General features: G+C 65.9%; 21 protein-coding genes, 1 tRNA gene and 2 riboswitches. Of the genes, 8 read left to right on the plus strand and 14 right to left on the minus strand.

What is annotated here, in order from left to right; translation table 11 throughout:
- The first annotated feature begins 2 nt into the window (after positions 1-2).
- From AC3FLX_RS14435 to AC3FLX_RS14445, 3 genes are all read left to right on the plus strand, one after another.
- A complete protein-coding gene (locus tag AC3FLX_RS14435; RefSeq protein ID WP_488697571.1) occupies positions 3-1,970 on the plus strand; it encodes a hypothetical protein in 1,968 nt (655 codons plus the stop codon).
- A gap of 181 nt (positions 1,971-2,151) precedes the next feature.
- The gene (locus AC3FLX_RS14440; protein WP_488697572.1) at positions 2,152-3,366 is read left to right on the plus strand and encodes a cation:proton antiporter; all 1,215 of its coding nucleotides are present in this window, start codon (positions 2,152-2,154) and stop codon (positions 3,364-3,366) included.
- On the plus strand, positions 3,366-4,481 hold the full coding sequence (locus AC3FLX_RS14445) for a YbdK family carboxylate-amine ligase (protein WP_488697573.1): 1,116 nt from the start codon (positions 3,366-3,368) through the stop codon (positions 4,479-4,481). The genes AC3FLX_RS14440 and AC3FLX_RS14445 overlap by 1 nt, the downstream gene beginning before the upstream one ends.
- 45 nt (positions 4,482-4,526) lie before the next feature.
- Here the strand turns inward: AC3FLX_RS14445 and AC3FLX_RS14450 are convergent, their stop codons facing one another.
- From AC3FLX_RS14450 to AC3FLX_RS14480, 7 genes are all read right to left on the minus strand, one after another.
- Positions 4,527-5,273: an MBL fold metallo-hydrolase gene (locus AC3FLX_RS14450; RefSeq protein WP_488697574.1), complete on the minus strand. Its 747-nt coding sequence runs from the start codon at positions 5,271-5,273 to the stop codon at positions 4,527-4,529.
- A gap of 76 nt (positions 5,274-5,349) precedes the next feature.
- Entirely contained in the window at positions 5,350-6,726 is a 1,377-nt protein-coding gene (locus AC3FLX_RS14455) for an L-serine ammonia-lyase (RefSeq protein ID WP_488697575.1), read from the minus strand.
- 25 nt (positions 6,727-6,751) lie between these two features.
- A complete protein-coding gene (locus AC3FLX_RS14460) occupies positions 6,752-7,294 on the minus strand; it encodes a DUF421 domain-containing protein (protein WP_488697577.1) in 543 nt (180 codons plus the stop codon).
- Positions 7,295-7,399: 105 nt separating this feature from the next.
- Positions 7,400-10,321, minus strand: a complete 2,922-nt coding sequence (gene gcvP, locus AC3FLX_RS14465) for an aminomethyl-transferring glycine dehydrogenase (RefSeq protein WP_488697579.1) — start codon at positions 10,319-10,321, stop codon at positions 7,400-7,402.
- Between the two features lie 77 nt (positions 10,322-10,398).
- A complete protein-coding gene (gene gcvH, locus AC3FLX_RS14470) occupies positions 10,399-10,779 on the minus strand; it encodes a glycine cleavage system protein GcvH (RefSeq protein ID WP_488697580.1) in 381 nt (126 codons plus the stop codon).
- Positions 10,780-10,892: 113 nt separating this feature from the next.
- A complete protein-coding gene (gene gcvT, locus AC3FLX_RS14475; RefSeq protein ID WP_488697582.1) occupies positions 10,893-12,020 on the minus strand; it encodes a glycine cleavage system aminomethyltransferase GcvT in 1,128 nt (375 codons plus the stop codon).
- Positions 12,021-12,108: 88 nt separating this feature from the next.
- Positions 12,109-12,237, minus strand: a riboswitch (glycine riboswitch).
- 21 nt (positions 12,238-12,258) lie between these two features.
- Positions 12,259-12,346: riboswitch (glycine riboswitch) on the minus strand.
- A 77-nt stretch (positions 12,347-12,423) separates the two neighbouring features.
- Positions 12,424-12,648 (minus strand): YMGG-like glycine zipper-containing protein, encoded by a 225-nt coding sequence (locus AC3FLX_RS14480; protein ID WP_488697584.1) that lies wholly within the window; start codon positions 12,646-12,648, stop codon positions 12,424-12,426.
- Between the two features lie 286 nt (positions 12,649-12,934).
- On the opposite strand from AC3FLX_RS14480, the gene AC3FLX_RS14485 reads away from it, so the two are divergent.
- From AC3FLX_RS14485 to AC3FLX_RS14495, 3 genes are all read left to right on the plus strand, one after another.
- Positions 12,935-15,022 carry a UvrD-helicase domain-containing protein gene (locus tag AC3FLX_RS14485; RefSeq protein WP_488697586.1) on the plus strand — a complete coding sequence of 696 codons (2,088 nt, stop codon included), beginning with the start codon at positions 12,935-12,937 and terminating at the stop codon, positions 15,020-15,022.
- Positions 15,023-15,376: 354 nt separating this feature from the next.
- Complete coding sequence (locus AC3FLX_RS14490; RefSeq protein WP_488697588.1) at positions 15,377-16,108, plus strand: response regulator; 732 nt, start codon at positions 15,377-15,379, stop codon at positions 16,106-16,108.
- 4 nt (positions 16,109-16,112) lie between these two features.
- Positions 16,113-17,408: an ATP-binding protein gene (locus AC3FLX_RS14495; protein WP_488697590.1), complete on the plus strand. Its 1,296-nt coding sequence runs from the start codon at positions 16,113-16,115 to the stop codon at positions 17,406-17,408.
- Positions 17,409-17,429: 21 nt separating this feature from the next.
- Here the strand turns inward: AC3FLX_RS14495 and AC3FLX_RS14500 are convergent, their stop codons facing one another.
- Positions 17,430-18,602 carry an ABC transporter substrate-binding protein gene (locus tag AC3FLX_RS14500; RefSeq protein ID WP_488697591.1) on the minus strand — a complete coding sequence of 391 codons (1,173 nt, stop codon included), beginning with the start codon at positions 18,600-18,602 and terminating at the stop codon, positions 17,430-17,432.
- 248 nt (positions 18,603-18,850) lie between these two features.
- Here AC3FLX_RS14500 and hemN point away from each other — a divergent pair, with 248 nt between their 5' ends.
- On the plus strand, positions 18,851-20,317 hold the full coding sequence (gene hemN / locus AC3FLX_RS14505) for an oxygen-independent coproporphyrinogen III oxidase (RefSeq protein ID WP_488697593.1): 1,467 nt from the start codon (positions 18,851-18,853) through the stop codon (positions 20,315-20,317).
- A 99-nt stretch (positions 20,318-20,416) separates the two neighbouring features.
- Here the strand turns inward: hemN and AC3FLX_RS14510 are convergent, their stop codons facing one another.
- Positions 20,417-21,307 (minus strand): c-type cytochrome, encoded by an 891-nt coding sequence (locus AC3FLX_RS14510; RefSeq protein ID WP_488697595.1) that lies wholly within the window; start codon positions 21,305-21,307, stop codon positions 20,417-20,419.
- A gap of 322 nt (positions 21,308-21,629) precedes the next feature.
- Here AC3FLX_RS14510 and AC3FLX_RS14515 point away from each other — a divergent pair.
- A tRNA-Arg gene (locus AC3FLX_RS14515) sits at positions 21,630-21,705 on the plus strand.
- Positions 21,706-21,759: 54 nt separating this feature from the next.
- Here AC3FLX_RS14515 and AC3FLX_RS14520 read toward each other — a convergent pair.
- Genes AC3FLX_RS14520 through AC3FLX_RS14540 form a run of 5 tightly spaced genes read right to left on the minus strand, consistent with a single transcriptional unit; the run spans position 21,760 to position 24,794 of the window.
- The gene (locus AC3FLX_RS14520) at positions 21,760-22,791 is read right to left on the minus strand and encodes a tyrosine-type recombinase/integrase (RefSeq protein WP_488697860.1); all 1,032 of its coding nucleotides are present in this window, start codon (positions 22,789-22,791) and stop codon (positions 21,760-21,762) included.
- Positions 22,704-23,069, minus strand: coding sequence for a helix-turn-helix domain-containing protein (locus tag AC3FLX_RS14525; protein ID WP_488697597.1), 366 nt, complete (start codon positions 23,067-23,069; stop codon positions 22,704-22,706). The genes AC3FLX_RS14520 and AC3FLX_RS14525 overlap by 88 nt, the downstream gene beginning before the upstream one ends.
- Positions 23,066-24,076: a hypothetical protein gene (locus AC3FLX_RS14530; protein ID WP_488697599.1), complete on the minus strand. Its 1,011-nt coding sequence runs from the start codon at positions 24,074-24,076 to the stop codon at positions 23,066-23,068. Before AC3FLX_RS14530 ends, AC3FLX_RS14525 begins: the two co-directional genes overlap by 4 nt.
- On the minus strand, positions 24,073-24,390 hold the full coding sequence (locus AC3FLX_RS14535; RefSeq protein WP_488697601.1) for a hypothetical protein: 318 nt from the start codon (positions 24,388-24,390) through the stop codon (positions 24,073-24,075). The genes AC3FLX_RS14530 and AC3FLX_RS14535 overlap by 4 nt, the downstream gene beginning before the upstream one ends.
- Positions 24,387-24,794: a hypothetical protein gene (locus AC3FLX_RS14540; protein ID WP_488697603.1), complete on the minus strand. Its 408-nt coding sequence runs from the start codon at positions 24,792-24,794 to the stop codon at positions 24,387-24,389. The genes AC3FLX_RS14535 and AC3FLX_RS14540 overlap by 4 nt, the downstream gene beginning before the upstream one ends.
- Positions 24,795-24,797 lie beyond the last annotated feature (3 nt).

Consider the following 24,797-nt stretch of genomic DNA (forward strand, 5'->3'; position numbering starts at 1 on the left):
TGATGAAGGAGCGGACCTTGCAGGATGTCCGTTACGACCATGCGATCGCTCTGGCCAATGCCGGGCGCCATGACGAAGCGCTGCAGATTGCCGACCAGCTCTGGGCGGCATACCCCGAAGTGGTGGATTACGCCGCATTGCGCGCCCAGATCCAGTCCGACCGTGGCGATGTGACCGCCGCGCTGGCCGCGCTGGACGAAGGCATGGCGCGCTTGCCCGAGCTTGCGCTGTCGCCGATGCACCGCTGGGCCTCGCGCGGTGCGCTGGCCCATATGTACGGCACGCTGCTGATGCGCGAAGGCCGCGACACCGAGGCACAGCCGTGGTTGCATGAGGCCGCGCGCCGCAACGGGCTGGCCACCGGCGAGTGGGCCGCCCATTTCTACGCGGGCTTTGTGGCGTTCCGCCTGAACGATTTCGCGCTGGCCGGACGCTACTGGCACGACCTGCTGTACCGCGCGCCCGACCTGGGTGCCGGCGACATCCTGCCGCTGGTGCAGGACTACGTCGCCCGCAGCGATGCCGCCGGGCAGCTTGGCGAGCCGCTGCTGCGCGTCTGTCTGGGCCGCATCGCACTCGATTCCCCTGAATTGCTGGATCTGACGCCGGCCCAGGGCGATGTGCTGGCCATCGCCCAGGCCGAGCGCGTGCTGGCCGAACAGCCCGATCACGCCGAGGCACGGCGGCTGCGCGCCCCGCTGCGACTGGGTTCCGAACCCGCCGCTGCGCTCGACGATCTCGAAACCTATCTGCGCCAACGACCCGACCCGCTGGCGCAGGTGCGCGCGCTGACGTGGCGCCATCAGGCTCATGTGGCGGCTGGCGCCAACGCGCCTGCTCAGCCGGCGTGGACCGGCTTTGCCGTGACGGCCGATGCCGACGATGGCGCGCTGTATTTCCATGCGGCCACCGCGCTTGGCAGTTTCCTCGATGAAGTGCCGGCCTCGCAGGCGGCTCTCAAGCCGATGCTCGAAGCCATGTGCCGCAAGGGGCTGGCCTGTTTCGAAGCGTATTTCGAGACCGGCGAGGGCGATGCCCACGGACACGGCGGCAACGCCGACCCGCATCTCTATTCGCTGCTGTGCCGCCTGCTGGCGCGCACGCTGCCCGCGGACGCCACGCATCTGGAGGAAAAGGTCGCGCTGCATCGCAAGGGCATGGCGGCGAGCGATTTCATCGATCACTGGATCGATCTGCTCGACGCGCACGCCGCGGCTGGCCAGCACCAGCAGGTGGTGGACATGGCGGGCGAGGTCCTCAATCGCTATCCGGTGGAACGCAGTCCGGCCGACGTGAGCTGGGCCTTCAGCAGGCTGGTGGCGGCCTGGGCGGCCATTGGCGGGCGCGAGGCAACCGAATCGGCCAGCGCGGCGCTGGCGCACATGGACATGCGGCTCGACGCGCTGCCTGTGGAGGCGCGCTCCGAAGGCGCCCACGCAATGGCCCACGCGCGCGCGTACTACGGCTCGTTGCTGCAAACCGGCATGGCGTCGATGGACGAGCACGACAAGGCCGACGCCTTGGCGGAGCTTGAGGCGCTGCAACGCCGCTCGCTGCTGATCGAGGACGCCTGGGTATCCGGCCGCTTCGGCCAGATCTGGCGCGACCTTGGCGACCATGAGCGTGCGCTGCCGCTGCTCGAACAGGCCGTGCTGCTGGCGGACGGCGATGCGCGGGCGCAGGCACCGGCGCGCGTGCAGCGCGCGAAGCTGCTGGTGGATCTGGAGCGCCATCCGGAGGCGCTCACCGATTTCCAGATCGCCTTTGCCGCGCGTGATGACTGGGATGCACAAACGTGGCTTGCCGCGGTGCAGGCTGCTCTGGGCATGGGCCAACGCGAAACGGCGCTGGGCTGGTTCGAACGGGCCAAGGGTCTCGAAGGCGAAAAGGGCAGTACACGTGGCCTGTACGCCAAAGTCGAGTCTTCGCTAAAGGCCACCCGGCCCAAGTGGAAGCTCTGGGGGGTGTGAGGCCGGCCGCCCAAATGTGAGCCAACGCACGAGACATTTCTGATTTTGAAAGACCTACAAAACCGCTATCGAAGACGATAGCGGTTTTTGTTTGTAGTAGCCGTAAATTGCGCGCGCGTTCGGGAAAGTGTCGGACAAGCACTTACATTTCCTGACGTGTCCTTCCGTTACCATGTCGCGCATGAACGGATTGAGCCAACTATTTCCCTCGCTGCCGCTGGCACCGGGCGGCCTGTTCTGGGTGGGTCTTGCGCTGGTTGGCGCGGGACTGGCCGGAGAGGTCTGCCGCCGCTGGCTGGGCTGCCCGCGTATCGTCGGTTACGCGGTGGTGGGGCTGTTCGCCGGCATGCTCGGCCGCAGCATCGTCGACGACAACATGATCGCGCAGACGCGCGTGCTGATCGATATGGCGCTGGCCCTGGCGCTATTCGAGCTCGGGCACCGGCTGTCGCTCTCCTGGCTCCGCGCCAATCCGTGGCTGCTGATTACCAGCGCCGCGGAAAGCCTGCTTACGTGGGGCCTGGTGTCCACCGTGCTGCAATGGCTGGGCGCTTCACCCGGCGTGGCGATTCTGGCGGGCGGGATCGCCGTCAGCACCTCGCCGACGATAGTGCTGCAGCTCAAGAACGAGCTGCGCGCCGACGGACAGGTGACGGAGCGCCTGCTGGCGATGTCGGCGCTCAACTCGATCTACGCCGCGGCTATCGTCCAGGTGGCGACGGGCTGGCTGCACTCCGAGTACGGCAACATCGGCGCTGCGCTGCTGCATCCGCTCTATCTGCTGGTGGGCTCATGCCTGCTGGCGTGGGTGGTGGGCAAGTTCGGGCACGCCATCTATGCGCGCATGTCGGCCGACGACCATTACAGCTTCCTGGTGCTGGTTGGACTGGTGCTGTTCACGCTGGCGCTGACGCGGGTGCTGAAGCTGTCGATGCCGCTGACGCTGATGCTGGCCGGCGTGGTGTTCAAGCACCAGGACCGCCAGCCGCATGTGTGGCCCACGCACTTCGGCAGCGCGGGCAGTCTGCTGATCATCGTCATGGTCGTGTCGCTGGGCCTGCCGTTGACCGCGAAGGACTGGGTGGTGGGCGGCTCACTTGCCGTGGCACTGGTGTTCTTCCGCCATGTCGCCAAGCTGGCGGGCGTCGTATCGCTGGGATCTTTCTCGGGGCTGAGCCTGCGGCAGTGCATGGCGCTTGGCCTTGCGCTGGCGCCGATGTCCGGGCTGGCTTATCTTTTGATGAGCGACGTCGCCCGCTTGTATCCCGGCACGGGCGCGCCGCTGGCATCGATCATTCTGTGCGCGCTGGCGATCGAGCAACTGGTTTCGCCCATCATAGCGACCTGGGCGCTGCGCTACGCCGGTGAGGTACGGGACAATGGAGGAGGGCGCTGATGTCGCTCGAACCGTTCAAGCATTCCGAGGCGTTGACCTTCGGCGTCGAGCTGGAACTGCAGCTCGTCAATCGTCATGACTACGACCTGGCGCCGTTTGCGCCAGACCTGCTCCGTGCGCTGAAAGGCGCGCAGCACGCCGGCGATATCAAGCCCGAGATCAGTCCGTCGATGATCGAGATCAGCACTGGCATCTGCCGCGATTACGCGCAGGCGCTGGAAGAGCTGACCGTGATGCGCGACCTGATGGTCAATGCATCGCGCGGCCTGAACCTTGGCATCTGCGGCGGCGGCACGCATCCGTTCCAGGTCTGGTCCGACCGCACGATCTCGAATTCGCCGCGTTACCAGTACATTTCCGAACTCTACGGCTACCTGGCCAAGCAGTTCACGGTGTTTGGCCAGCACGTCCATATCGGCTGCCCGAGCGCCGATGAATCGCTGTTTCTGCTTCACGCGATCGGGCGCTACGTGCCGCACTTCATCGCGCTGGCCGCATCGTCGCCCTATGTGCAGGGCGTGGATACCGGCTTTGCGTCGGCACGGCTGAATTCGGTGGCCGCGTTTCCGATGAGCGGCCGCGCGCCGCACGTGCTGACGTGGGACGGCTTCAAGGCGTACTTCGACAAGATGCGCGCCACTGGCGTGATCGAGAGCATGAAGGACTTCTATTGGGATATCCGTCCCAAGCCGGAGTTCGGCACGATCGAGGTACGTGTGATGGATACCCCGCTGACGGTGCAGCGCGCCTGCGACATCGCCGCCTATATCCAGGCGCTGGCGCGCTACCTGTTGTTGTCGCGGCCGTTCATGCCGCAGGAAGACGACTACCTGGTGTACACGTTCAACCGCTTCCAGGCGTGCCGCTTCGGGCTGGAGGGCGAGTACGTGCATCCGAACGAACTGACGCGGATGCCGGTTGCCGACCACATCCTGTCGATCTGCGACGCGCTGGAACCGCACGCGGAGGCGCTTGGCTCACTGCAGGCATTGGCGAATATCCGCGCTCAGGCTGCCGCGCGCGACAACGATGCCCGCCTGGTGCGCGCGGTCAACGATGAAGCGCACAGCCTGCGCGATACGGTACGGCGGACGTGCGAGCAGTGGGAGGCGTAAGCGCGGATGCCCTGGCATCCGTGCCATGCACCGCCATCGAATGCCTCAGGCCCCGTGTGGGACGCTTTCCCCATCGCGGCCGGTAACGAGTCCGAGCTGCTGGTTGGCCGGTACGGCGATATCCATCAGCTTGGGGCGTGGCAGGTTCAGATTTCGCATCATCACGATGAACTCGTCGCGCGTCCGGCCGGCGATCCGGCTGTTAGAGGCGCGCTCACGGCCGATGGTCGATTCGGTCTGCCCCTTGTAGTCATGCGCGGGAAAAACGCGCGTGTCGTCGGGCAACCGGAAGAGTTTCTGCGTCAGGCTGTCGAACAACGTGCCGGCATCGCCTGACTGAAAATCCGTACGGCCGCAGCCATCGATCAGCAGCGCATCGCCCGTGAAGATGCGACGCGTCACGCCCTCGGGCGTGGGCTCTTCCCACAGATAGCTCATGCTGCCAGCCGTATGACCGGGCGTATGGATCGCGCGCAGCACCTGGGTGCCAAACGAAATTGTGTCGCCGTCGATCAGTTGCTTCAGCGCGGGTTTGATATCGCAGCCTGACGGCGCCGCCGTGCTGGCGCCCGTCAATTTCGCAAGATGCCCGGCCGACGTGATGTGGTCGGCGTGAGCGTGCGTTTCCACCACCCAGACGAGCTTGGCGCCGGTCTGCTGTAGCACGGACAAGTCACGCTCGTACTGGCGGTCGACTGGGTCGATCAGCAACGCCTCGTGTGTCTTGGCGTCGATCAGCAGGTAGGTGTAAGTGGACGAGGTTTCGTCGAACAGCTGATGGAAGGTCTGCATGGCGTTTTTTTCTTCGGCAAACCGGAAGTGCTTTCATCATACGACGCCGGCAAACGCCGGCAACCGGAATACTTCGTCAGCATTCGACGATATTGACCGCCAGCCCGCCGCGCGCGGTTTCCTTGTACTTGGTCTTCATGTCGGCGCCGGTCTCGCGCATCGTCTTGATGACCGAGTCGAGAGACACATAGTGAGTGCCATCACCGCGCATCGCCATGCGCGCCGCATTCACTGCCTTCACGGACGCCATCGCATTGCGCTCGATGCATGGGATCTGCACGAGTCCGCCCACCGGATCGCAGGTGAGTCCAAGATTGTGCTCCATGCCGATCTCCGCCGCGTTTTCGACCTGTTCCGGCGTGCCACCCAGCACGGCGGCGAGTGCGCCGGCGGCCATCGAGCATGCCACGCCGACTTCGCCCTGGCAGCCGACCTCGGCGCCCGAAATTGACGCATTGAGCTTGTAGAGCAGGCCGATTGCGCCAGCAGTCAGCAGAAAATCCACCACACCCTGGCGATTGGCGCCGGGCACGAAGCGGTCGTAGTAGTGCAGCACGGCAGGAATGATGCCCGCGGCGCCGTTGGTCGGCGCCGTGACCACGCGGCCACCGGCGGCGTTCTCCTCGTTGACGGCGATGGCGTAGAGGTTCACCCAGTCCATGACCGATAGCGGGTCGGACAGCGTGCGTTCCGCGCGCAATGTCAGGTGCCGGTAAAGCTCCGGCGCGCGCCGCTTGACCTTGAACGGCCCCGGCAGCTCGCCGTCCGTGCGGCAACCTCGTGCCACGCATTGCTGCATCACGTCCCAGATATGCAGCAGGCCGTCCACCACCTCTTGCTCCGGACGCCAGGTCAACTCGTTCTCAAGCATGAGTCGCGCGATCGACTTGCCGCTGGCGTGCGCCATGTCGAGCATCGCCCGGCCACTGCGGAACGGATGCGGAAGCTGCTTCTCGGCGGCCAGCACCTGCGTATTGGGCGCACCGGCCGTGACGACGAAGCCGCCGCCCACCGAGAGGTATCGCGCTTCGCGCAGCGACGCGCCGTCAGCATCGTAGGCGTGGAATTTCATGCCGTTCGGATGCTCGGCCAAGGCTTCGCGCCGATAGAAAGCAATGTGTTCACGCTCCACGAACGGCACCGTGTGCTTGCCTAGTAGCGACAGCAGCTTGCCCGCGCGCATCGCCGCGAGCCTGGCGTCGATGCTCTCGGGATCGACCGTATCGGGCGACTCCCCCATCAGCCCGAGGATCACGCCCTTGTCCGTGCCGTGTCCCTTGCCAGTCGCTCCCAGCGATCCGTACAGTTCCACGCGCACGCTGGCCACCTGCGGCAGCAGGCCGTCGCGTTCCAGGCCGTGCGCGAACATCAATGCCGCACGCATCGGGCCGACGGTATGAGAACTCGACGGGCCAATGCCTACTTTGAAGAGGTCGAAGACGCTGACTGCCACGGCTGACTCCAGAATCGTGCCGGCGCTACACCGGCGTGTCTTGATCGGTACGGCCCGGGTGGCGCCACAGCGCGCCGGTGGCGTGGTCGGGAGCGTCGAGCGGGCGCTCCCGTAGCTTCACGCTGATCGAGCCGTCGGTCTCCAGGATGGCGAAGTGCACGTCTTCCACGCGGGTGCAGCCATTGCGGCGCAGCGCCTTGTGCAAGTCGTGCGTGCTGATGCGCTCCCGGCGCATCACTTCGTCAAAAATCTCGCCCTGGTGAATCACGATCTGCGGGCGGCCTTCCACCAGCAGTTCGAACGGGCGGCTGCGCCAAGTGAAATATCCGAGCATCGTGTCGGCGAGGAACAGCGTGGCTGCCAGAATCAGCCCGGCCAGCACGGAGTTGTCGCCGGCGTTCATGGCGTTCTGCACCGCATTCGAGATGATCAGCAGCAACACCAGATCGAACGGCGTGAGCTGCCCGGTCTGCCGCTTGCCCGACATCCGCATCAGCACGAGCAATGCGCCATAGACGATGAGCCCACGCAGCACGAATTCCCACCAGGGGGCGCTGAGATTCCACATGAATGAGCCCTCCGCTCAAGGACGGCGCCGCACGCCGGCGCCTGCCTCTTGAGCATAGCCCTTCGCGGCATCCGCGTGTAGCGGACGACGCTCAGGGCAGCGGACTCACTCGTCGGCGTACTCGCTCATCGGCACGCACGAGCAGAACAGGTTGCGATCGCCGTACACGTTGTCGGCACGGCCAACCGGCGGCCAGTACTTTTGCGTGCGCAGCGATGCCACCGGGTACGCCGCTTCTTCGCGCGTGTACTTGTGGTTCCACTCGTTGCCCACCACCACGGCGGCGGTGTGCGGAGCGTGCTTGAGGGGGTTGTCCTCGCGGTCGAAGCTGCCGTCTTCCACGCGGGCGATCTCGCCACGGATGGCGATCATCGCGTCGATGAACCGGTCGAGTTCGTGCAGCGATTCGCTCTCGGTCGGCTCGATCATCAGCGTGCCCGGCACCGGGAAGCTCATCGTCGGCGCGTGGAAGCCGTAGTCCATCAGACGCTTGGCCACGTCCTCGTTGCTGATGCCCGTGGTCTTCTGCAGCGAGCGCACGTCCAGGATGCACTCGTGCGCCGCCAGACCATGCTGCCCCGTGTACAGCACGGGGAAGTGCGGCGACAGGCGGCGGGCCACGTAGTTGGCGGCCAGGATGGCGTTCTCCGTGGCGGCGGTCAGTCCGGTCGAACCCATCATCGCGATATACATCCACGAGATCGGCAGGATGCTGGCCGAGCCGAACGGTGCGGCGGAGATACCGCCGATGCCGTTGTCATCGCGGCGATAGCCAACGCTGTCCTGGTTCGGCAGGAAGTCCGCCAGGTGCGCGCCCACTGCGACCGGACCCACGCCGGGGCCGCCGCCGCCGTGCGGAATGCAGAACGTCTTGTGCAGGTTCAGGTGCGATACGTCGCCGCCGAACTGGCCCGGCGCGGCGACACCGACCATCGCGTTCATGTTCGCGCCGTCGACATAGACCTGACCGCCGTGCTTGTGCACGATCTCGCAGATCTGCTGCACGCCTTGCTCGAACACGCCATGCGTGGACGGGTACGTGATCATGATCGCAGCCAGGTTCTTGCTGTGCTGCTCGGCCTTCTTCGCCAGATCGTCGAGGTCGACGTTGCCGTTTTCATCGCAGGCCACGACCACGACCTTCATGCCGGCCATCTGGGCCGATGCCGGATTGGTGCCGTGCGCCGACGACGGGATCAGGCAGATATCGCGATGGCTTTCGCCACGGCTGGCGTGGTACGCGTGGATGATCAGCAGACCCGCGTATTCGCCCTGCGAGCCGGCGTTCGGCTGCAGGCTCACGGCTGCGTAGCCGGTGGCGGCGCACAGCATTGCTTCCAGCTGGTCGATCATTTCGCGATAGCCGACCGTCTGGTCCAGCGGCGCGAACGGGTGGATGTTGCTGAACTCGGGCCACGTCACCGGAATCATCTCGCTGGTGGCGTTGAGCTTCATCGTGCAGGAGCCGAGCGGGATCATCGTGCGGTCGAGTGCCAGATCCTTGTCGGCCAGCGAACGCAGGTAGCGCAGCATCTCGTGTTCGGCGTGATGCGTGTTGAATACCGGATGCGCCAGGTATTCGGATTGACGCGCCAGCGCGGCCGGGAAGCCGTCACCGACCGACGCCTCGATCTTGTCGAAGTCGGGCACCGGCTTGCCGTGCGCGAAGATTTCCCACAGCGTGACCACGTCCTCACGCGATGCGGTTTCGTCGAGCGAAATGCCAATGCGCGAGGCGCCCACATGGCGCAGGTTGATGCCGCGCTGCGTGGCGGTGGCGTGGAAGGCATCGGTGTTGAAGCCGGTTTCCAGCGTCAGCGTGTCGAAGAACGTCGCGTTGACCGGTGCCAGACCCAGCGTCTTCAGGCCGGCGGCCAGCGTGGCGGTCAGGCGGTGCACACGTTGCGCAATGCGCTTGAGTCCCTGAGGCCCGTGGTAGACGGCATACATCGACGCCATGACGGCCAGCAGCACCTGCGCGGTACAGATGTTCGAAGTGGCTTTCTCGCGGCGGATATGCTGCTCGCGCGTCTGCAGAGCCAGGCGATAAGCCTTGTTGCCCTGCGCATCGATCGTCACGCCTACCAGGCGGCCCGGCATCGATCGCTTGAAGTCGTCCTTGACCGCCATGTAGCCCGCGTGCGGACCGCCGAAGCCGAGCGGCACGCCAAAGCGTTGCGAGTTACCCACGGCTACGTCGGCACCCCATTCTCCCGGCGCGGCGATCAGCGTCAGCGCCAGCAGGTCGGCGGCGGCCACCACCAGGCCACCAGCGGCATGCACCGCATCGGCAATGGCGCGGTAGTCGTTCACATCGCCATTCACGCCGGGGTATTGCAGCAGCACGCCGAAGGCATGCGCCTGCGCGGCGTCCGCGGCGGGGCCGACCTTGACCTCGATGCCCAGCGGCAGCGCGCGCGTGCGTACCACTTCCAGCGTTTGCGGCAGCACGTCGTCAGCCACGTAGAACGTGTTCGATGCGTGCTTGTTCACGCGCTGCAGCAGCGTCATGGCCTCGGCGGCGGCGGTGCCTTCGTCGAGCATCGACGCATTGGCAATGTCCAGGCCGGTCAGGTCCGTGATCATCTGCTGGAAGTTCAGCATCGCTTCCAGACGGCCCTGCGAGATTTCGGGCTGGTACGGCGTGTACGCGGTGTACCAGGCAGGGTTTTCGAAGATGTTGCGCAGCACCACGCCCGGCGTGAGCGTGTTGTAGTAGCCCTGGCCGATGAAGCTCTTGAGCACGCGGTTCTTGTTGGCCAGGCCGCGCAGCCGTGCAAGCGCGGCTTCCTCGGTCAGTGGCGCGGTGAACTCGCCCAGCGACATGCCGTCGCGGCGGCGGATGGCGGCGGGTACCACGGCATCGATCAGCGCGGTGCGGCTGTCGAAACCAAGGACCTTGAGCATGTGCTGCTGTTCGGCGGCATCGGGGCCGATATGGCGGGCGGCGAAGGCGTCGCGCGCCTCCAGTTCGGCCAGCGTGGGCCGTGCTTGGGCGGCTGCATTCATGGGAAGCGGGGCGTTCATGGCAAGGGGTCTCGTCGAGCGGGCGGCGGCAGGTGGTCGGCCTGGCCGCCGCGCGCGGCATCAAACTGTCAGCGCAATCAGGCGCCGACGCTGGCCTTGTAGGCGTCGGCGTTCATCAGGCCGTTCACGTCGTCGGCGTTGGCCGGCTTCAGCTTGAACAGCCACGCGTCGAACGCGTTGGTGTTGACCGATTCCGGCGAGGCCGAAGCGGCGTCGTTGACCGCGATCACTTCGCCGGCCACCGGCGCGTAGATGTCGGAGGCCGCCTTTACGGACTCGACCACGGCGAGCGCGTCGCCGGCGCCAACCGACTTGCCCACTTCAGGCAGTTCCAGGAAGACGATGTCGCCCAGGGCGTCCTGTGCGTGGTCGGTGATGCCGATCGTCAGCGTGCCGTCGGACTCAACGCGCACCCATTCGTGCGACTCGGTGTACTTCAGGTCAGCGGGGAAGTTCATGAGGTTCTCCGTCAATTCAGTGTGTTTCTTGTTTCAAGCACCCGGTCCGCAGCAGGTTGGGCTCGAGCGGACGGGTGGAAGGGCGACCGTTGGGTGTGAAGCCGGGCGATGCCTCAGCTCACGAGTGCCTTGCCATTGCGCACAAACGGCAGTTTAACCACAGTAGCGGTCAGTTTGCGGTCACGAATCTCGACCTGGACGTCGGTGCCGGGCACCACGTCCTTCGGCAGGCGGGCGAACGCGATCGACTGCTGCAGGCTCGGGCTGAACGTGCCGCTGGTGATTTCGCCGTCGCCGGCCGCGGTGATGACTTTCTGGTGCGCGCGCAGCACGCCGCCCTTGTCGCGCAGGATCAGGCCCGCGAATGTCTGCTTCTGGCCGCCGGCCAGCAGGGCCGATTTGCCGAAGAAATCGCGCTCGCTTTGCAGGTCGACGGTCCAGGCCAGGCCCGCGTCGAGCGGCGAGGTGTTGATGTCCATGTCCTGGCCGTACAGATTCATGCCGGCTTCCAGGCGCAGCGTGTCGCGCGCGCCGAGACCAGCCGGGCGTACGCCGGCGGCGGACAGCTTTTCCCAGATACCGGCGACGTTCTCGGCCGGCACCACCAGCTCGAAGCCGTCTTCGCCGGTGTACCCGGTGCGTGCGACCATCAGCTCGCCCATTTCCGGGTCTTGCACGACCAGCGCGTTGAACGGCTTCAGTGCATCGGCGGGCTGGGTGGAGGGGAAGGCTTGATAAACCTTGGCGCGTGCGTTCGGACCCTGGACGGCCACGATGGCCAGATTACCGGCGCCGGCCGGGGCCACGTCGCCACGGCGCGGCGTGATCGTCACGTCGCTGCCGGTGGCCGCATTGCGCGACCGGATCCATTCGATATCGCCGACGGCCGTGCTGGCGTTCACCACCAGGCGGAAGTGGTCCTCGGCAAAGAAGTAGACGATCAGGTCGTCGATGACGCCGCCTTTCTGGTCGAGCATGCACGAATACAGTGCCTTGCCCGCCGTCTGCAGCTTGTCCACGTTGTTGGCCAGCAGCCCGCGCAGGAAGGCGCGCGTGTTGGCGCCATGCAGGTCGACCACGCACATGTGCGATACGTCGAACATGCCGGCATCGGCGCGCACGGCGTTGTGTTCCTCGATCTGCGAGCCATAGTTGACCGGCATGTCCCAGCCGCCGAAGTCGACCATGCGGGCGCCGAGGGCGCGATGAATAGCGTTGAGGGGCGTGGCCTGGAGCGTCATGAATATCCTCGGGGGCGGTTCGAAAACGAAAAAAGGGTCATCCGCCGCAACGATCGGCGCACCAATGTGCAACCAATCCGCTGCGGCGGATGACCCCTCTGTCCTCGATACCTGAGAGATTACGGACCCTCGCTTGCGCGTAGGCTCCGTGCGCCCCTTCGGTGGACATGCTCACCCTGCATGGCAGTGGCGGATGTCGCTCTCCAGAGTGCGGCATGCATCGTGTGCATGTTGCATGCCGATCCGGTCGGTCCGTGGTGCCTGAGAGTTTTTGGGTAGTTCCCCTTCGGCGGCGCAGTCGCTGCGCGCTCTCCCGGCCGGATGCGCGAGAATGTACGGGACCGGTCTGCCTTTGTCAAACACACCTGACGCCGACGGCAGGTCTCGCCCCCAGGCCGGCGAATTAGCGGCGGTCCTTCGTCACGACGTTGCCGACCACGCCACCCACCGCGGCGCCGCCCAGCGTGCCGAGCGCGCTACCGTCGGTCAGTACGGCACCACCCAGCGCACCGGCGCCCGCGCCGATTGCCGTGTTCCGTTGTTTCGGGGTCATGTCCGCGCAGCCGGCAAAGCCAGCCAGCACGGCACCAATCAGCGCGACCTTGGAAAGTGTGCGAAGCGTCTTCATGATGGCTCCTTCTTTTCAATGGTTTGTCATCGTTTCGATGTGTTTGGTCTGGTGGTCCGAACCGGTCGCGCAACGCGCGAGACCCGCGCGGTCGTGCAAGGTAAGAGGCAAGCTCCGTGCCCCGCGTGCCCCCGCTTTACGATTGTTACCAGCCTGAAACGCCGCTTGTCGGACGCTGTCCGACACCGGGCTGAAAGACATGAAGCGCGTGTTAACATCGACGCCTTTGGCGCGCCGCGTCGCACGTGCGCCTTGATACATCCCGCCTGCATCGTTTCCCTGCCCCATGACCCACGGACTCAACGCCGCGCAATCCGAAGCGGTTCGCTACCTGGACGGCCCCTGCCTTGTGCTGGCTGGCGCCGGCTCCGGCAAGACGCGCGTGATTACGCAAAAGATTGCGCACCTGATTGAGGACAAGGGGTTCGAACCGCGTCACATCGCCGCCGTCACTTTTACGAACAAGGCGGCCAAGGAGATGCAGGAACGCATCGGCAAGCTGATGGAAGGCAAGACCACGCGCGAAGGGAAGCGCATTCCACTCAAGCAGCTGACGGTTTGTACGTTTCACTCGCTTGGCGTGCAAATCTTGCGCATGGAAGCCGAGCATGTCGGGTTGAAGCCGCAGTTCTCGATCATGGATTCGGACGACTGTTTCGGGCTCGTGCAGGAGCAGCTCGCCACCACCGACAAGAAGCTGATCCGCAGCGTGCAAGGCACGATCTCGCTGTGGAAGAACGGCATGGTCGATCCGGAGACCGCGCTGGCGCAGGCCGCCAATGCCGACGAGCATCAGGCGGCGATGGTCTATCGCAACTACGTGGCCACGCTGCACGCGTATCAGGCGGTGGATTTCGACGATCTGATCCGGCTGCCCGCCGAGCTGTTCGCACGCGATGAAGCCGTGCGGCTGAAATGGCAGAACCGCCTGCGCTATTTCCTGGTGGACGAATACCAGGACACCAACGCGTGCCAGTACCAGTTGCTGAAGCTGCTGGCCGGCGGGTCGCACCTGCGCGCACCGGCCTTTACGGCCGTGGGCGACGACGACCAGGCCATCTACGGCTGGCGCGGCGCCACGCTGGATAACCTGCGCCTGCTGCAGACCGATTTCCCGGACCTCAAGGTCGTCAAGCTCGAACAGAACTATCGCTCGACCGTGCGCATTCTCGAAGCGGCCAACGCGGTGATTGCGAACAACCCCAAGTTGTTCGACAAGAAGCTGTGGTCCGAGCATGGTATGGGCGATCCGATCGCGGTGCATCCGATGAACGACGAAGAGCACGAGGCGGAGTCGGTGGTGTTCCGGCTATCCGCGCACAAGTTCGAGCGTCGGGCGCAGTTTCGAGACTATGCGATTCTCTATCGCGGCAATCACCAGGCGCGGCTGTTCGAGCAGATCCTGCGGCGCGAGCGGATTCCCTATGTGCTGTCCGGTGGCCAGAGCTTCTTCGACAAGGCCGAGATCAAGGACATCTGCGCCTACCTGCGCCTGATCGCTAACCCCGACGACGATCCCGCATTCATCCGCGCCATTACCACGCCGCGCCGTGGCGTGGGCAATACCACGCTCGAAGTGCTGGGCACGTTCGCGGGCCAGGCCAAGGTTTCGCTGTTCGAGGCGGCGATGATGGGCGGTATCGAGGCCAAGCTGCAGCCGCGCCAGCTGGAACCGCTGCGTGTGTTCTGCGAATCGATGGTGCGGCTGGCCGACCGTGCCGCCAAGGACCCAGCGACCGTCGTGCTGGACGATCTGATGGAAGGCATCCACTACGAGGCCTACCTGTACGACACGTTCGACGAACGCCAGGCGCAGTCGCGCTGGACCAACACGCTGGAATTCCTGGACTGGCTCAAGCGCAAGGGCACGCGACCCGAAGCGGATGGCGAGGGCGAGGCTACCGGCTTCGACAACGCCGATGGTTTTGGCGACGAAGGCAAGAACCTGCTGGAACTGACGCAGACCGTGGCGCTGATGAGCATGCTCGAAGGCCGCGAGGAAGATCCTGACGCGGTAAGACTGTCGACGCTGCATGCATCGAAAGGCCTCGAATATCCGCACGTGTTCCTGGTGGGCGTGGAAGAGGGCATCCTGCCCCACACCCGCGAGGACGAAGACCTTGGCGACGACAAGATCGAGGAAGAGCGCCGCCTGATGTATGTGGGCATCACGCGCGCGCAACGCAGCCTGCAGATCAGCTGGTGCAAGAAGCGCAAGCGCGCGCGCGAAACCTATTCGGTCGAGCCGTCCCGCTTCATCGCCGAGATGAAACTGGAGGATGGCCCCGCACCGCAGGACGCGATGCCTGCCATGAGTCCGAAGGATCGGCTCGCCGGCCTGAAGGCGCTGCTCAACAAGCCTGCCGCAAGCTGACGTTGATACAAGGCCGACAAGACGCCGGAGTACAGCCTTACTACGATTGCCACCGCGTGAGAACGTCTCGGCGTTCCTGCGACGCACCGTGCCCGCCCTTCGGTTGCGGTGCGGCTGGGCGCATGCGAGCCCGGCTTCTTCCCTGTTGAACGCTCCCGGATGCGGCAGCACCGGGAGCGTATTTTTCTCCGGCCGGCACACAGCGCCAGCGCCACCACCTTCGTGGCACGGGGCAGGCCACATGTGGCCCTTTCCGCACGTATCAACTTTGATACAAAGCCGGCATCGCCTGTAATCTCCTGGCTGGTACATTGGCCGCTCGGAATTTCCGCGTCTTTCTTATTTCCACACCACATGGACCTGTCGCAAAACCTGCCCATCCGCCTGCTGATCGTCGACGACGATCCCCAGATCCGCACCATGCTTGCCGAATACCTGGCCACTTTCGGTATGGAGGCGGAAGGTGCCGAGGGTGGCACGGCAATGCGCGCAGCGCTGGGTACGCAGGAGTACGACCTTGTGATCCTGGATCTCTCGCTGCCGGGCGAGAACGGCCTGACGCTGTGCCGGGAAATCCGCGAGCGCAGCGACCTGCCAGTGATCATGCTGACCGCGCGCGCCGAGCTGGCCGACCGCGTGGTGGGTCTGGAGGTGGGCGCGGACGACTACGTGACCAAGCCGTTTGAAATGCGCGAGCTGGTGGCTCGCATCCACACCGTGCTGCGCCGCAGCCGTGGCGAGGTGCGCCGGACGACGCCCGCCGCTGGCGGTCACGAGATGCGTTTCGGATGCTGGCGCCTGAATGCGACGCTGCGCCAGCTCGTCGATGCCGAAGAGACCGTAGTGCCGCTGTCCAATGCGGAATTCCGCCTGCTGCTGACCTTTATCGAGAACCCGAACCGGGTGCTCGACCGCGAAATGCTGATCAACAATGCGCGCGGCCGCGACCTTGATGTGTTCGACCGCAGTATCGATCTGCTGGTATCGCGCCTGCGCCAGAAGCTGCGTGACGATCCGCGCGACTCGTCGCTGATCCGCACCGTGCGCGGCGAAGGCTACGTCTTCACCGGCAACGTGGAGCACTGACGGCATGGCTGCTGCGACGCCGCCGTCGGCTGACGGCGCATCGGTTGTGCGTCCGGACCCGCGCGCCGGCGAACCGGCCCGGCGCCGCCGGTTCAATTCGATGTTCATGCGGTTGTTCTTCGTGATGACCGCCATCATGCTGGCCGTGCACGTGCTGGGCGTGACCGTGATCGAGAGCGTGTTTCCACGCCCGGGATCGGAGCGCTACATGGAGCGCATGCGCCGGGCCGCCTCCGAAGCCGAAGCCGCCGGCCGGCTGCTGCCCGGCCCGCCGCCCAACCCGCTCGAAGGCGTGTTCATGCCCGACCATCCACCGGGCCCGCCGCCTGGCATGCGCGGCAATGAACCGTTCGACTTCGATGGCCCGCCGCTGCGTCCCGAAGCGTTCCGCGAACGCCGTCCTGGCGATTGGCCGCCGGGGCCGCCAAAGGGATTCCATATCCGTGGCATCTGGCCACCGCATCTGGGGTTGCTGTTCCAGCTGGCGGCCATCCTGATCGCGTCCTGGGTGGGCGCCCGCCTGCTGGCGCGGCCAGTGCAGCAACTGGCCAGCGGAGCCAACCGCCTGGCGCAGGACGTGCACGCGCCGCCGCTCGATGAAGACACCGGTCCGGCGGAAGCCCGCGATGCCACGCACGCGCTGAACCTGATGCAGCAGCGCATCCGCACGCAGCTCGCGCAGCAGTCGCGTTTTCTGGCCGCGGTTTCGCATGACCTGCGCACGCCGCTGACACGCATGAGCCTGCGCATCGAACGCGTCGAAGACAACGACGTGCGCTATCGGCTGCGCCAGGATCTGGCCGAGATGAACGGCCTGATCGATGCCACGCTGTACTACCTGCGCGAGCGTGACGATGCCACGGGCCCGCGCCAGCGCGTGGACGTGCTGGCCTTGCTGCAGGCCGTTGTCGACGATGCGCAGGAAATCGGGCAGGACGTGCGGCTGTCCGGCGATGCCGCGCCGCTGCTGGCCTATCCGACCGAACTCCGGCGCGCGGTGGTGAACCTTGTGGAGAACGCGCACCGCTATGGCGGCGCCGCGCACATCATCCTGACCGATAGCCCCGAGCGCGTGTCGATCGACGTCTGCGATAGCGGTCCCGGCATTCCGCCCGCGGAGCTGCAGCGCGTGCTGGAGCCGTTCTATCGCGTGGAATCGTCGCGCAGCCGCGCCACCGGCGGCGTGGGTATGGGCTTGTCGATTGCCGCCGACATCGTGGCGCGCCACGGCGGCGAGCTGAAGCTGTCCAATCGCCTCGAGGGTGGCCTGCGCGTAAGCATCACGCTGCCGCGCGCCTGAGATAGGCGGCGCGGCGCGCTGTCATGCTCGCTGCGGCAGGCCGCTCTTGCCGATCGCCGCCAGTTGCACGTACTGGGACCCCCGCAGCCCGCGCGTGAAGTCCAGCGTGAAATCGCCTACGTCGATACGTGCCTGAAGCGCGCGGCGTAATTCGGCCGTACCCGATGTCTTCATTCCCACGGCCGAGCGCACCAGCCACGCCGCGCCGATGTAGCCCGCTAGCGTGGCGGGCGAGGGTGGCTCGTCGAGATACTGCTTCATGCGTGCGACGTGTTCCTTCACCACACGTAGTGTCGATTCCTGCGGTCCCGGCGCAATTTGCGTGACGACCATGCCGCCCGCATAGTTGGTGCCGAGAATTTCGCGCGCGGCCGACGGACTCACCGCCGATAGTCCCACCAGAAAGCCGTACCAGTTTTGCGCCGCCAGCGCGCGGCCAAGACTGCCGTAGGCCAGCGTATCGCCCGCCACGATCACGGCGCCAGGACGGGACGATGCGATACGCCGCGCGCCTTCCTCCAGGTTGCCGGTCAGCACCACGGCGCGCGTCGACATGTCCTTTTCAAGCCGCGCCAGCCAGGGCGTGCCGACGCCGAGCGTGCCTGCCGCAAAGTCCGGCGATACCGCCAGCGCAATGCCGCCCAGCCCGTAGCTGCGCAACTGGTGAACCGCGGCATCGAGTTCGGCCTGGTAGTCGGCGCGGGTGAACCACACGTTGTCCGCAGCCAACGCCAGCCCCGACAGCGGCGCCACGATCTGCACGCCGCGCCGGGTCAGCTCGGGCGAATTGGCCAGCGTGGGCAGCAGGCTGTCGCCCGGCCCGAACAACACTTCGGCACGCTCGTTGTCAGCCAGCGCCGTGGCCTGCGCGGCGGCGGCGCGCGGGTTCGATGCGTCGGCATCGCGCACAACGTGCACGACGCGCAGGCCACCATTGCTGGCCGGCGATGCATTGAAGGCATCGAACATCACTTTGGCGCCTGCCAGATAGTCGCGTGCCTGATCGGCCTGCGGGCCAACCCGGTCAACCAGGTGGCCGACGACGAGCTGCCGGCGAAGCACCTGGCCAGCCGGCTGTGCAAAGGCGGGCAACATGGCGGCGGAAGAGAGTGCGCCGAGCATCCGCAGGGCGCGACGGCGGCCCGCGAACGCGGGCGCACAAGTGGGGATCGACTGCGGCAAGGCTGGGCGCATGGCAGTGAAGGTAGTCGGGTGGAACGCAGAAAGCGCTGCAGGCAGCGGAAACGGGCGGGACGACGTGGAGCCGGGGCCGAGACTATCGGCCCTTCATGACGCTTCCGTGACTTTCACCAGACTTGCAGCCCCCGCCTTCGCGGGGCTGGCAGGCGTACGGTTGCCGTGATTTTGATTGGCGTCAAAGTTTCACTACCGCGCGAGGCATAGCATCGGTCGTCACCCACGCCAACAAATCGAGTCCCCGCATGTTCGCCCCCAATTCCGACGTCGCCGGCACCGCGTTCGACCGCCGCGCACTTGCCGATTTCCGCAGCCTGGCCGGCCGTATCGATGGCAACGGCCCGCGCTATACCTCTTATCCCACCGCCGACCGCTTTCACAACGAAGTGGGCGATGCTGGCTATCTGCGCGCGTTGCAGGCCTGTCGCGCCGACACACCAGCGCCGCTATCGCTTTATCTGCACATCCCGTTCTGCGAGAACATCTGCTACTACTGCGGCTGCAACAAGATCATCACCAAGGACCACAGCCGTAGCGCGCAGTATGTGGATTACCTCTCGCGTGAGATGGCGATGGTGGCGGCACGGCTTGGCGAGCGTCGCGCCGTGATGCAGTCGCATTGGGGTGGCGGCACGCCAACCTTCCTCGATCCCGATGAAATGCGTCGCGTCATGGCGGCGCTGCACGAGCATTTCGTATTGCTGCCCGAAGGCGAGCACTCGATTGAAATTGATCCGCGCCGCGTGACGGACGAGCGCATGGACCTGCTGGCCGAACTCGGCTTCAACCGGATCAGCCTCGGTGTGCAGGATTTCGACCCGGAGGTTCAGCAGGCCGTCCATCGCGTGCAATCGTATGAAGAGACGCGCAATGTCGTGCTGGCTGCGCGGCGCCTGGGTTTTCAGTCGGTCAGCGTGGATCTGATCTACGGACTGCCGCACCAGACCACGGCGCGATTTGGCGCGACGATCGAGCGCGTGCTGGAGCTTCGTCCGGATCGGTTGTCGGTCTACAGCTACGCGCATCTGCCGCATGTGTTCAAGCCGCAACGCCGTATCGATGCCGCAACACTGCCGCCGGCGGCGGAGAAGCTCGACATCCTGGTGTCGACGATCGAACGGCTGACCGCCGCTGGCTACGTCTACATCGGCATGGATCACTTTGCCTTGCCCGACGATGACCTGGCCATCGCTCAGCGCGAAGGCCGGCTACAGCGCAATTTCCAGGGCTATGCCACGCATGCGGGTTATGACCAGATCGGTCTCGGGGTATCGGCGATTGGCGCGGTTGCTGGCCACTATGTGCAGAACGCCCGCACCACGGATGCGTACTACAGCGCCATCGACGCCAGCCGTCTGCCGATCGTGCGCGGACTCGAGATGTCCGCCGACGATCATCTGCGCAAAGCCATCATCGGCGCCTTGATGTGCAACGGCACACTCGACATCGCTGCCGTCGAAGCGGAATACGGCATCGACTTCGCCACGACTTTTGCCGCCGAACTTGCCGACCTGGACAAGCTGGCGGCGGATCACCTGGTGCACCGTACGCCGGAGCGGATCGAGATCACGACGCTTGGCCGCCTGCTGGTACGGCGCGTGGCAATGGTGTTCGACCGTTACCTGCGCGAAGATGCCAGCCGGCCGCAGCCCGCTCCAGCATCGAATGACGCAAAGGTGATTCCACTGGTGCGCTACTCGCGCGTGGTCTGAAGCCGCGGACGATCTGTAAGAAACATCGGCAAGAAGCAAAAGCAAGAAACAAAAAAGCCCGCGAATCATCGCGGGCTTTTTGCTGAGCGTCTGCGGGAATTACTTCGCCGCGTTCGCCATGTAGTCCGACGCTGCAATCACGTCCGCATCCGGACCCGCGTAGCCGCCCTTGGGTGGCATCACGCCCTTGCCCTTGAGAGCGAAGTTGTGCACGGCGTCCATGCCTTCCTTGAGACGCGGTGCCCAGGCAGCCTTGTCGCCGAACTTCGGCGCACCCGCCACGCCAGCAGCGTGACAAGCGGCGCAAACCTGTTCGTAGACTTTCTTGCCCGTTTCAGCCGAAGCCGCGGCCGGCGCGGCAGCGGTTGTGGCGGCTGCCGGAGCGGGAGCCGCTGCGGCGGGGGCTGCTGCGGCCGGTGCCGCCGCAGCTGCCGGCGCCTCGGGTGCCGGGGCGGCAGCCTGCGCGGTAGCGCCTTGTGCCGGTGCGGCCGGCTCAGGGAACTTGGCGCCACCGGCGTCGGCCATGTAGACCACGGCACGCGACAGTTCGTAATCGCTCAGGTCGTCAGGCGAGGTGCCGGCACGGGCGGGCATCGCACCCTTGCCGTTCAGCACCGCCTTGAGCAGGCCATCGAAGCCCTGGCCGATACGGGCCGACCAGTCGCCGGCCACGCCGTACTTCGGCGCGCCAGCGGCGCCCGTGGCGTGGCAGGCCGCGCACACTTCCTTGTAGACCTGTTCGCCCGTCTTGAAGACGCGAGGCGCGTTCGGGTCCTTGATCTCGAGTGAAGCCACCGGCGCGATGCGGCTGTTCACCGCTTCCGCGCTTTGCGTGGAGCCGGCGCCTTCGAGGGTGCCGTGTCCGACAAAATTGACAAGCAGGATGATGACGATGATCGGCACCAGAAAGGCGGCGATCACAACGGCAATAAGTTGCTTAGGGGTCTTGATTGGCGACTCGTGGTGGTCGTTTTGATGGACGTCACTCATACAGAACTCTCGATTTTGCGGGAAACCTGGTGCACAGCACGTGGGGGCGGCTTGCTTGTCTGGCCCTGTTTTCGGGGATGAATCTGTCGGTCATTGCGCCCGGGGCTGTCTCCCACCCCGCTACGTCTCTGGTACGACGCAAATAGGTGCCGATTATAGACCCAAGATATCGCCCACGGGGCCAAATGCGACGGCTCAGAGACCTGTGGAAACCCCGATTCGGCCAGCCCCGGCCCATCCCGCATGGACGTCCACGGACAACTCGGGTATCCTATGCGACTTTCCGACGACGGCGTCCGCCGTTGTCAACGCAGCTCACATCGCGCCCGTAGCTCAATGGATAGAGTACTGCCCTCCGAAGGCAGGGGTTGCTGGTTCGATCCCAGCCGGGCGCGCCAATCCCCACAAGGGTTTCCCGCTTCTCCCCCCACCGCCGCGAAGGGCGACTGTAGCTAAACTGCAGCTAACTTCGGCGCCGGCACGGCCGTCAGCGGCGCCACCCACTGCGCCAGGTGATCCGCCGACAGGTGCGCATACCGCTGCACCATCTCCATCGTTTCCCAGCCGCCCAGCTCCTTGAGCACCTGCAGCGGCGTGCCCCGTTGCACGTGCCAGCTCGCCCAGGTGTGCCGCAGATCATGCCAGCGGAAGTCCCGGATCCGCGCACGGTCCAGCGCCTTGCCCCACGCGGCCGTGCTTGTCTGGTGCACCGGCTTGCCCCGGTAGACGAACACCGCCGCGACGTGCTCGGCCTCGCGCTGCTTCGGCAACTGCCGGCGCAGCACGGCCACCGCCGTGTCCGACAGCGGCACGGTGATGGCCTTGCGCGCCTTCGCCTGGTCGGGATGGATCCACGCCACGCGTCGCGCCAGATCCACCTGCGACCACTGCAGCCCGGTCACGTTGGCCCGCCGCAGCCCCGTTTCGAGGCTGAAGCGAGCCATGTCCGCCAGATGCTCGGGCAGCTCGGCCAGCAGGCGCTCCGCCTCGGCGGCGGTCAGCCAGCGGATCCGCTTGCTGGCCACCTTCGCGCGTTTGCGCTTGGGCGCGCTGTCGAGCCACCCACACTCCACCGCGGCGTTGAGCACTGCCGTCAGCACGCCGATCACGCGGCGCACCGTGCCGGCGCTCACCGTGGCTTCCAGCTCCTTGAGGCCCTGCTTCGTCCGCACCGTGCGGCGCTCTGCCCGTTTTGCGCGAGCAATCGCATCCACGCGGTCGCGGTCGATCTGGCCCAGCTCCACGCCATTCAGATGCGCATCGAGCCAGCGCAGGTGAATCTTGCTGGTGTCCAGACTGGCCAGACCGGCCCGGTCCTCAACGTACCGCACCACCGCATCGTTCCATGTGTAGCGGGGCCGCGCCCCCAGCTTGGCCTGGTTCCACAGATCCACCTTCAGGCGGTCGTGCAGCTCCCGCGCCCGCTTTTGGTCGTCGGTGCCAGTGCTTCCTTGTACCGGAGGCCCGCCGCCCGGGGGGTACAGCTTGTAATACCAGTTGTTACTACCTTTGCGTCTGAAGAGCGACATGGCTCACCTTCCTTTGCCTGGTCGCCTTGCACAACTCGCGGGATCCATTGTCCGGCGAGGTAACGTTCCAGGGCAATCGTTGAGAACATCCAGCGTTTGCCGACTTTGCGGCCGGGCAATTCCCCGGCCTTGGCCTTGAGCCGCACCGTCTCCGGGTGCGCGCCGAGCAGGGCGGCTGCGTCCGCCAGGCCGACAGCGCGGGGGGCGCTGATTCCTTCGGCATGCCCGGTCATGCGGCACCTCCCGGTGCATCCGCCGCGATCCCGCTCGCCAGTAACCGGCGGCGAATCGTCATGGCGCGGGCCTGTGAGCACCCGACGAACTGGCGAATCGCCGCGACTGTCGGTTTGAGGTCGCCGCGCCGTACTGCGGCCACGACGGGGTCGTCTTCTGCGTGACTGGTGCCGCTACTGGTCTCGTTACCGGCCTGCGGAGGCGTAGTCACGGCCGGTGTCAGTGGGGCGTGGCAGGGTAATGGCCCCTCGGTGGCGGCGGTACGCAGTGACCCCACTCGTAGCCACAGCACACAGCCCACCAGTTCCAGACAGATCGCCGCGACCAACTGGGTGGCCAGCAGCACCGTGTCGGCCTGCGCGCCGATGGTCGCGCCGAGCAGGCGCGCGGCCGGATCGATTCGCGCCTGGTCGAGGCCCGCCGCGTGGCTCTGCGCCGTGGCACGGGCGCTATCGTCCTGTCGGATGGCCCGGCGTGCCTCCTGTTCTTCCACGTCGAGCGCCTCGACCCGTTGCTGCAGCGCGGTGATCCGCGCCGCCGCGAGCGGGCAATTGCGGCAGTTGGCGGCCGTGGCCTGCAGCCGTGCGATATCGCCGCGCACCGTGGCACGTTCGGCACTGACTACGGCGAGGGGACGCGCCACCACCCGTGCCTCCATCGGCACCGATGCGGTTGCCTCGATCTGGCGTTGCGCGCGGGCATCGCCAGCATGACCATTGGCCGCCGCGAAGAAGGCGAGATGGCCCCACACCACGGATGCCAGGCACACGCACCAGAGCGCCCAGCCGGCGACTGGCCACCGCCTGCCAGCTGCCAGCACGGCCGGCAACTGGTGGACAGCCAGCGTCAGCAGCACGGCCACTGCAGCGATCAGCGCACGCTCGCTCAGCGTGCCGCCACGATTCCAGGCGCCGGCCGCTGACAGCCACGCGGCAACCACAGAACACGCCGCCGCCAATGCCGTCGTGCAGACAAGCGCCACACGCCGTTCGCGTCGCCCCATCATGCGGCCTCCGTGGTTGGTGTTTGCGGGGTCGGGATGCAGCCCAGTTCGCGTGGACCAGCAAGGCGGGCAGTGAATCGCGCGCCACGGGGCGGCCGGCTGATCAGATTGCGCTGCACGCAGGCAATCGCTGTCTCCGCAGTGCGTGCGCGGGCATACCAAGTCGCGCAGTAAGTCAGCTTCTTCGTCGGGCCTGCCGCGATGTCCACGGCCCACGTCTTCCATTCCTTATCGCGCCAGAAGGCGGCAGCCACCGCTGCATCGCCGAGGGGGACGTGCGGCGCTGTCACGCGGCCGTTGTGCTCGCGCTGGGTCATGCCATCACCTTGCGCGGGTCGGCCCATTGCAACGCGTAGATCAGCATCGACAGCCGCGCGCGCCACGGCTTTTCGAGATGCGCGGCCTGGTGCGCTTCGACTTGGATAGGCGCGCCCGTCGACGTGTCGAGCGGCTGGCCGGCGAGCAGTTGCGCTGGCGCCAGATCGTCCAGCACGGGCGAGCTGGAGACCCACCAAGCGTACTGGAGCGCTGGGTGCTCCACGCGCGGCCCTTCGACAAGGATGGCCTCGGCAATTGTCAGTAGGTTCTGACGGGTTGCGGCCGGGAAGTCGGCGAGGGTAGTGCCTTTGGCGGCTTCTTCCGGATAGAGGCCATTGCAGATGATCTGCGCCACGCGCTCGGCGTAGGGCGAAGCGGGAAGGGAAATGGTGCTCGTGGTCATGCA

The organism is Cupriavidus sp. 291-E7 (assembly GCF_057798835.1).

Coding starts and splice junctions, on each gene's coding strand:
- AC3FLX_RS14435 (WP_488697571.1), top strand. CDS start 3: ATGAAGGAGCGGACCTTGCAGGATGTCCGTTACGACCATGCGATCGCT.
- AC3FLX_RS14440 (WP_488697572.1), top strand. CDS start 2,152: ATGAACGGATTGAGCCAACTATTTCCCTCGCTGCCGCTGGCACCGGGC.
- AC3FLX_RS14445 (WP_488697573.1), top strand. CDS start 3,366: ATGTCGCTCGAACCGTTCAAGCATTCCGAGGCGTTGACCTTCGGCGTC.
- AC3FLX_RS14450 (WP_488697574.1), bottom strand. CDS start 5,273: ATGCAGACCTTCCATCAGCTGTTCGACGAAACCTCGTCCACTTACACC.
- AC3FLX_RS14460 (WP_488697577.1), bottom strand. CDS start 7,294: ATGTGGAATCTCAGCGCCCCCTGGTGGGAATTCGTGCTGCGTGGGCTC.
- gcvP (WP_488697579.1), bottom strand. CDS start 10,321: ATGAACGCCCCGCTTCCCATGAATGCAGCCGCCCAAGCACGGCCCACG.
- gcvH (WP_488697580.1), bottom strand. CDS start 10,779: ATGAACTTCCCCGCTGACCTGAAGTACACCGAGTCGCACGAATGGGTG.
- gcvT (WP_488697582.1), bottom strand. CDS start 12,020: ATGACGCTCCAGGCCACGCCCCTCAACGCTATTCATCGCGCCCTCGGC.
- AC3FLX_RS14480 (WP_488697584.1), bottom strand. CDS start 12,648: ATGAAGACGCTTCGCACACTTTCCAAGGTCGCGCTGATTGGTGCCGTG.
- AC3FLX_RS14485 (WP_488697586.1), top strand. CDS start 12,935: ATGACCCACGGACTCAACGCCGCGCAATCCGAAGCGGTTCGCTACCTG.
- AC3FLX_RS14490 (WP_488697588.1), top strand. CDS start 15,377: ATGGACCTGTCGCAAAACCTGCCCATCCGCCTGCTGATCGTCGACGAC.
- AC3FLX_RS14495 (WP_488697590.1), top strand. CDS start 16,113: ATGGCTGCTGCGACGCCGCCGTCGGCTGACGGCGCATCGGTTGTGCGT.
- AC3FLX_RS14500 (WP_488697591.1), bottom strand. CDS start 18,602: ATGCGCCCAGCCTTGCCGCAGTCGATCCCCACTTGTGCGCCCGCGTTC.
- hemN (WP_488697593.1), top strand. CDS start 18,851: ATGTTCGCCCCCAATTCCGACGTCGCCGGCACCGCGTTCGACCGCCGC.
- AC3FLX_RS14510 (WP_488697595.1), bottom strand. CDS start 21,307: ATGAGTGACGTCCATCAAAACGACCACCACGAGTCGCCAATCAAGACC.
- AC3FLX_RS14525 (WP_488697597.1), bottom strand. CDS start 23,069: ATGACCGGGCATGCCGAAGGAATCAGCGCCCCCCGCGCTGTCGGCCTG.
- AC3FLX_RS14530 (WP_488697599.1), bottom strand. CDS start 24,076: ATGATGGGGCGACGCGAACGGCGTGTGGCGCTTGTCTGCACGACGGCA.
- AC3FLX_RS14535 (WP_488697601.1), bottom strand. CDS start 24,390: ATGACCCAGCGCGAGCACAACGGCCGCGTGACAGCGCCGCACGTCCCC.
- AC3FLX_RS14540 (WP_488697603.1), bottom strand. CDS start 24,794: ATGACCACGAGCACCATTTCCCTTCCCGCTTCGCCCTACGCCGAGCGC.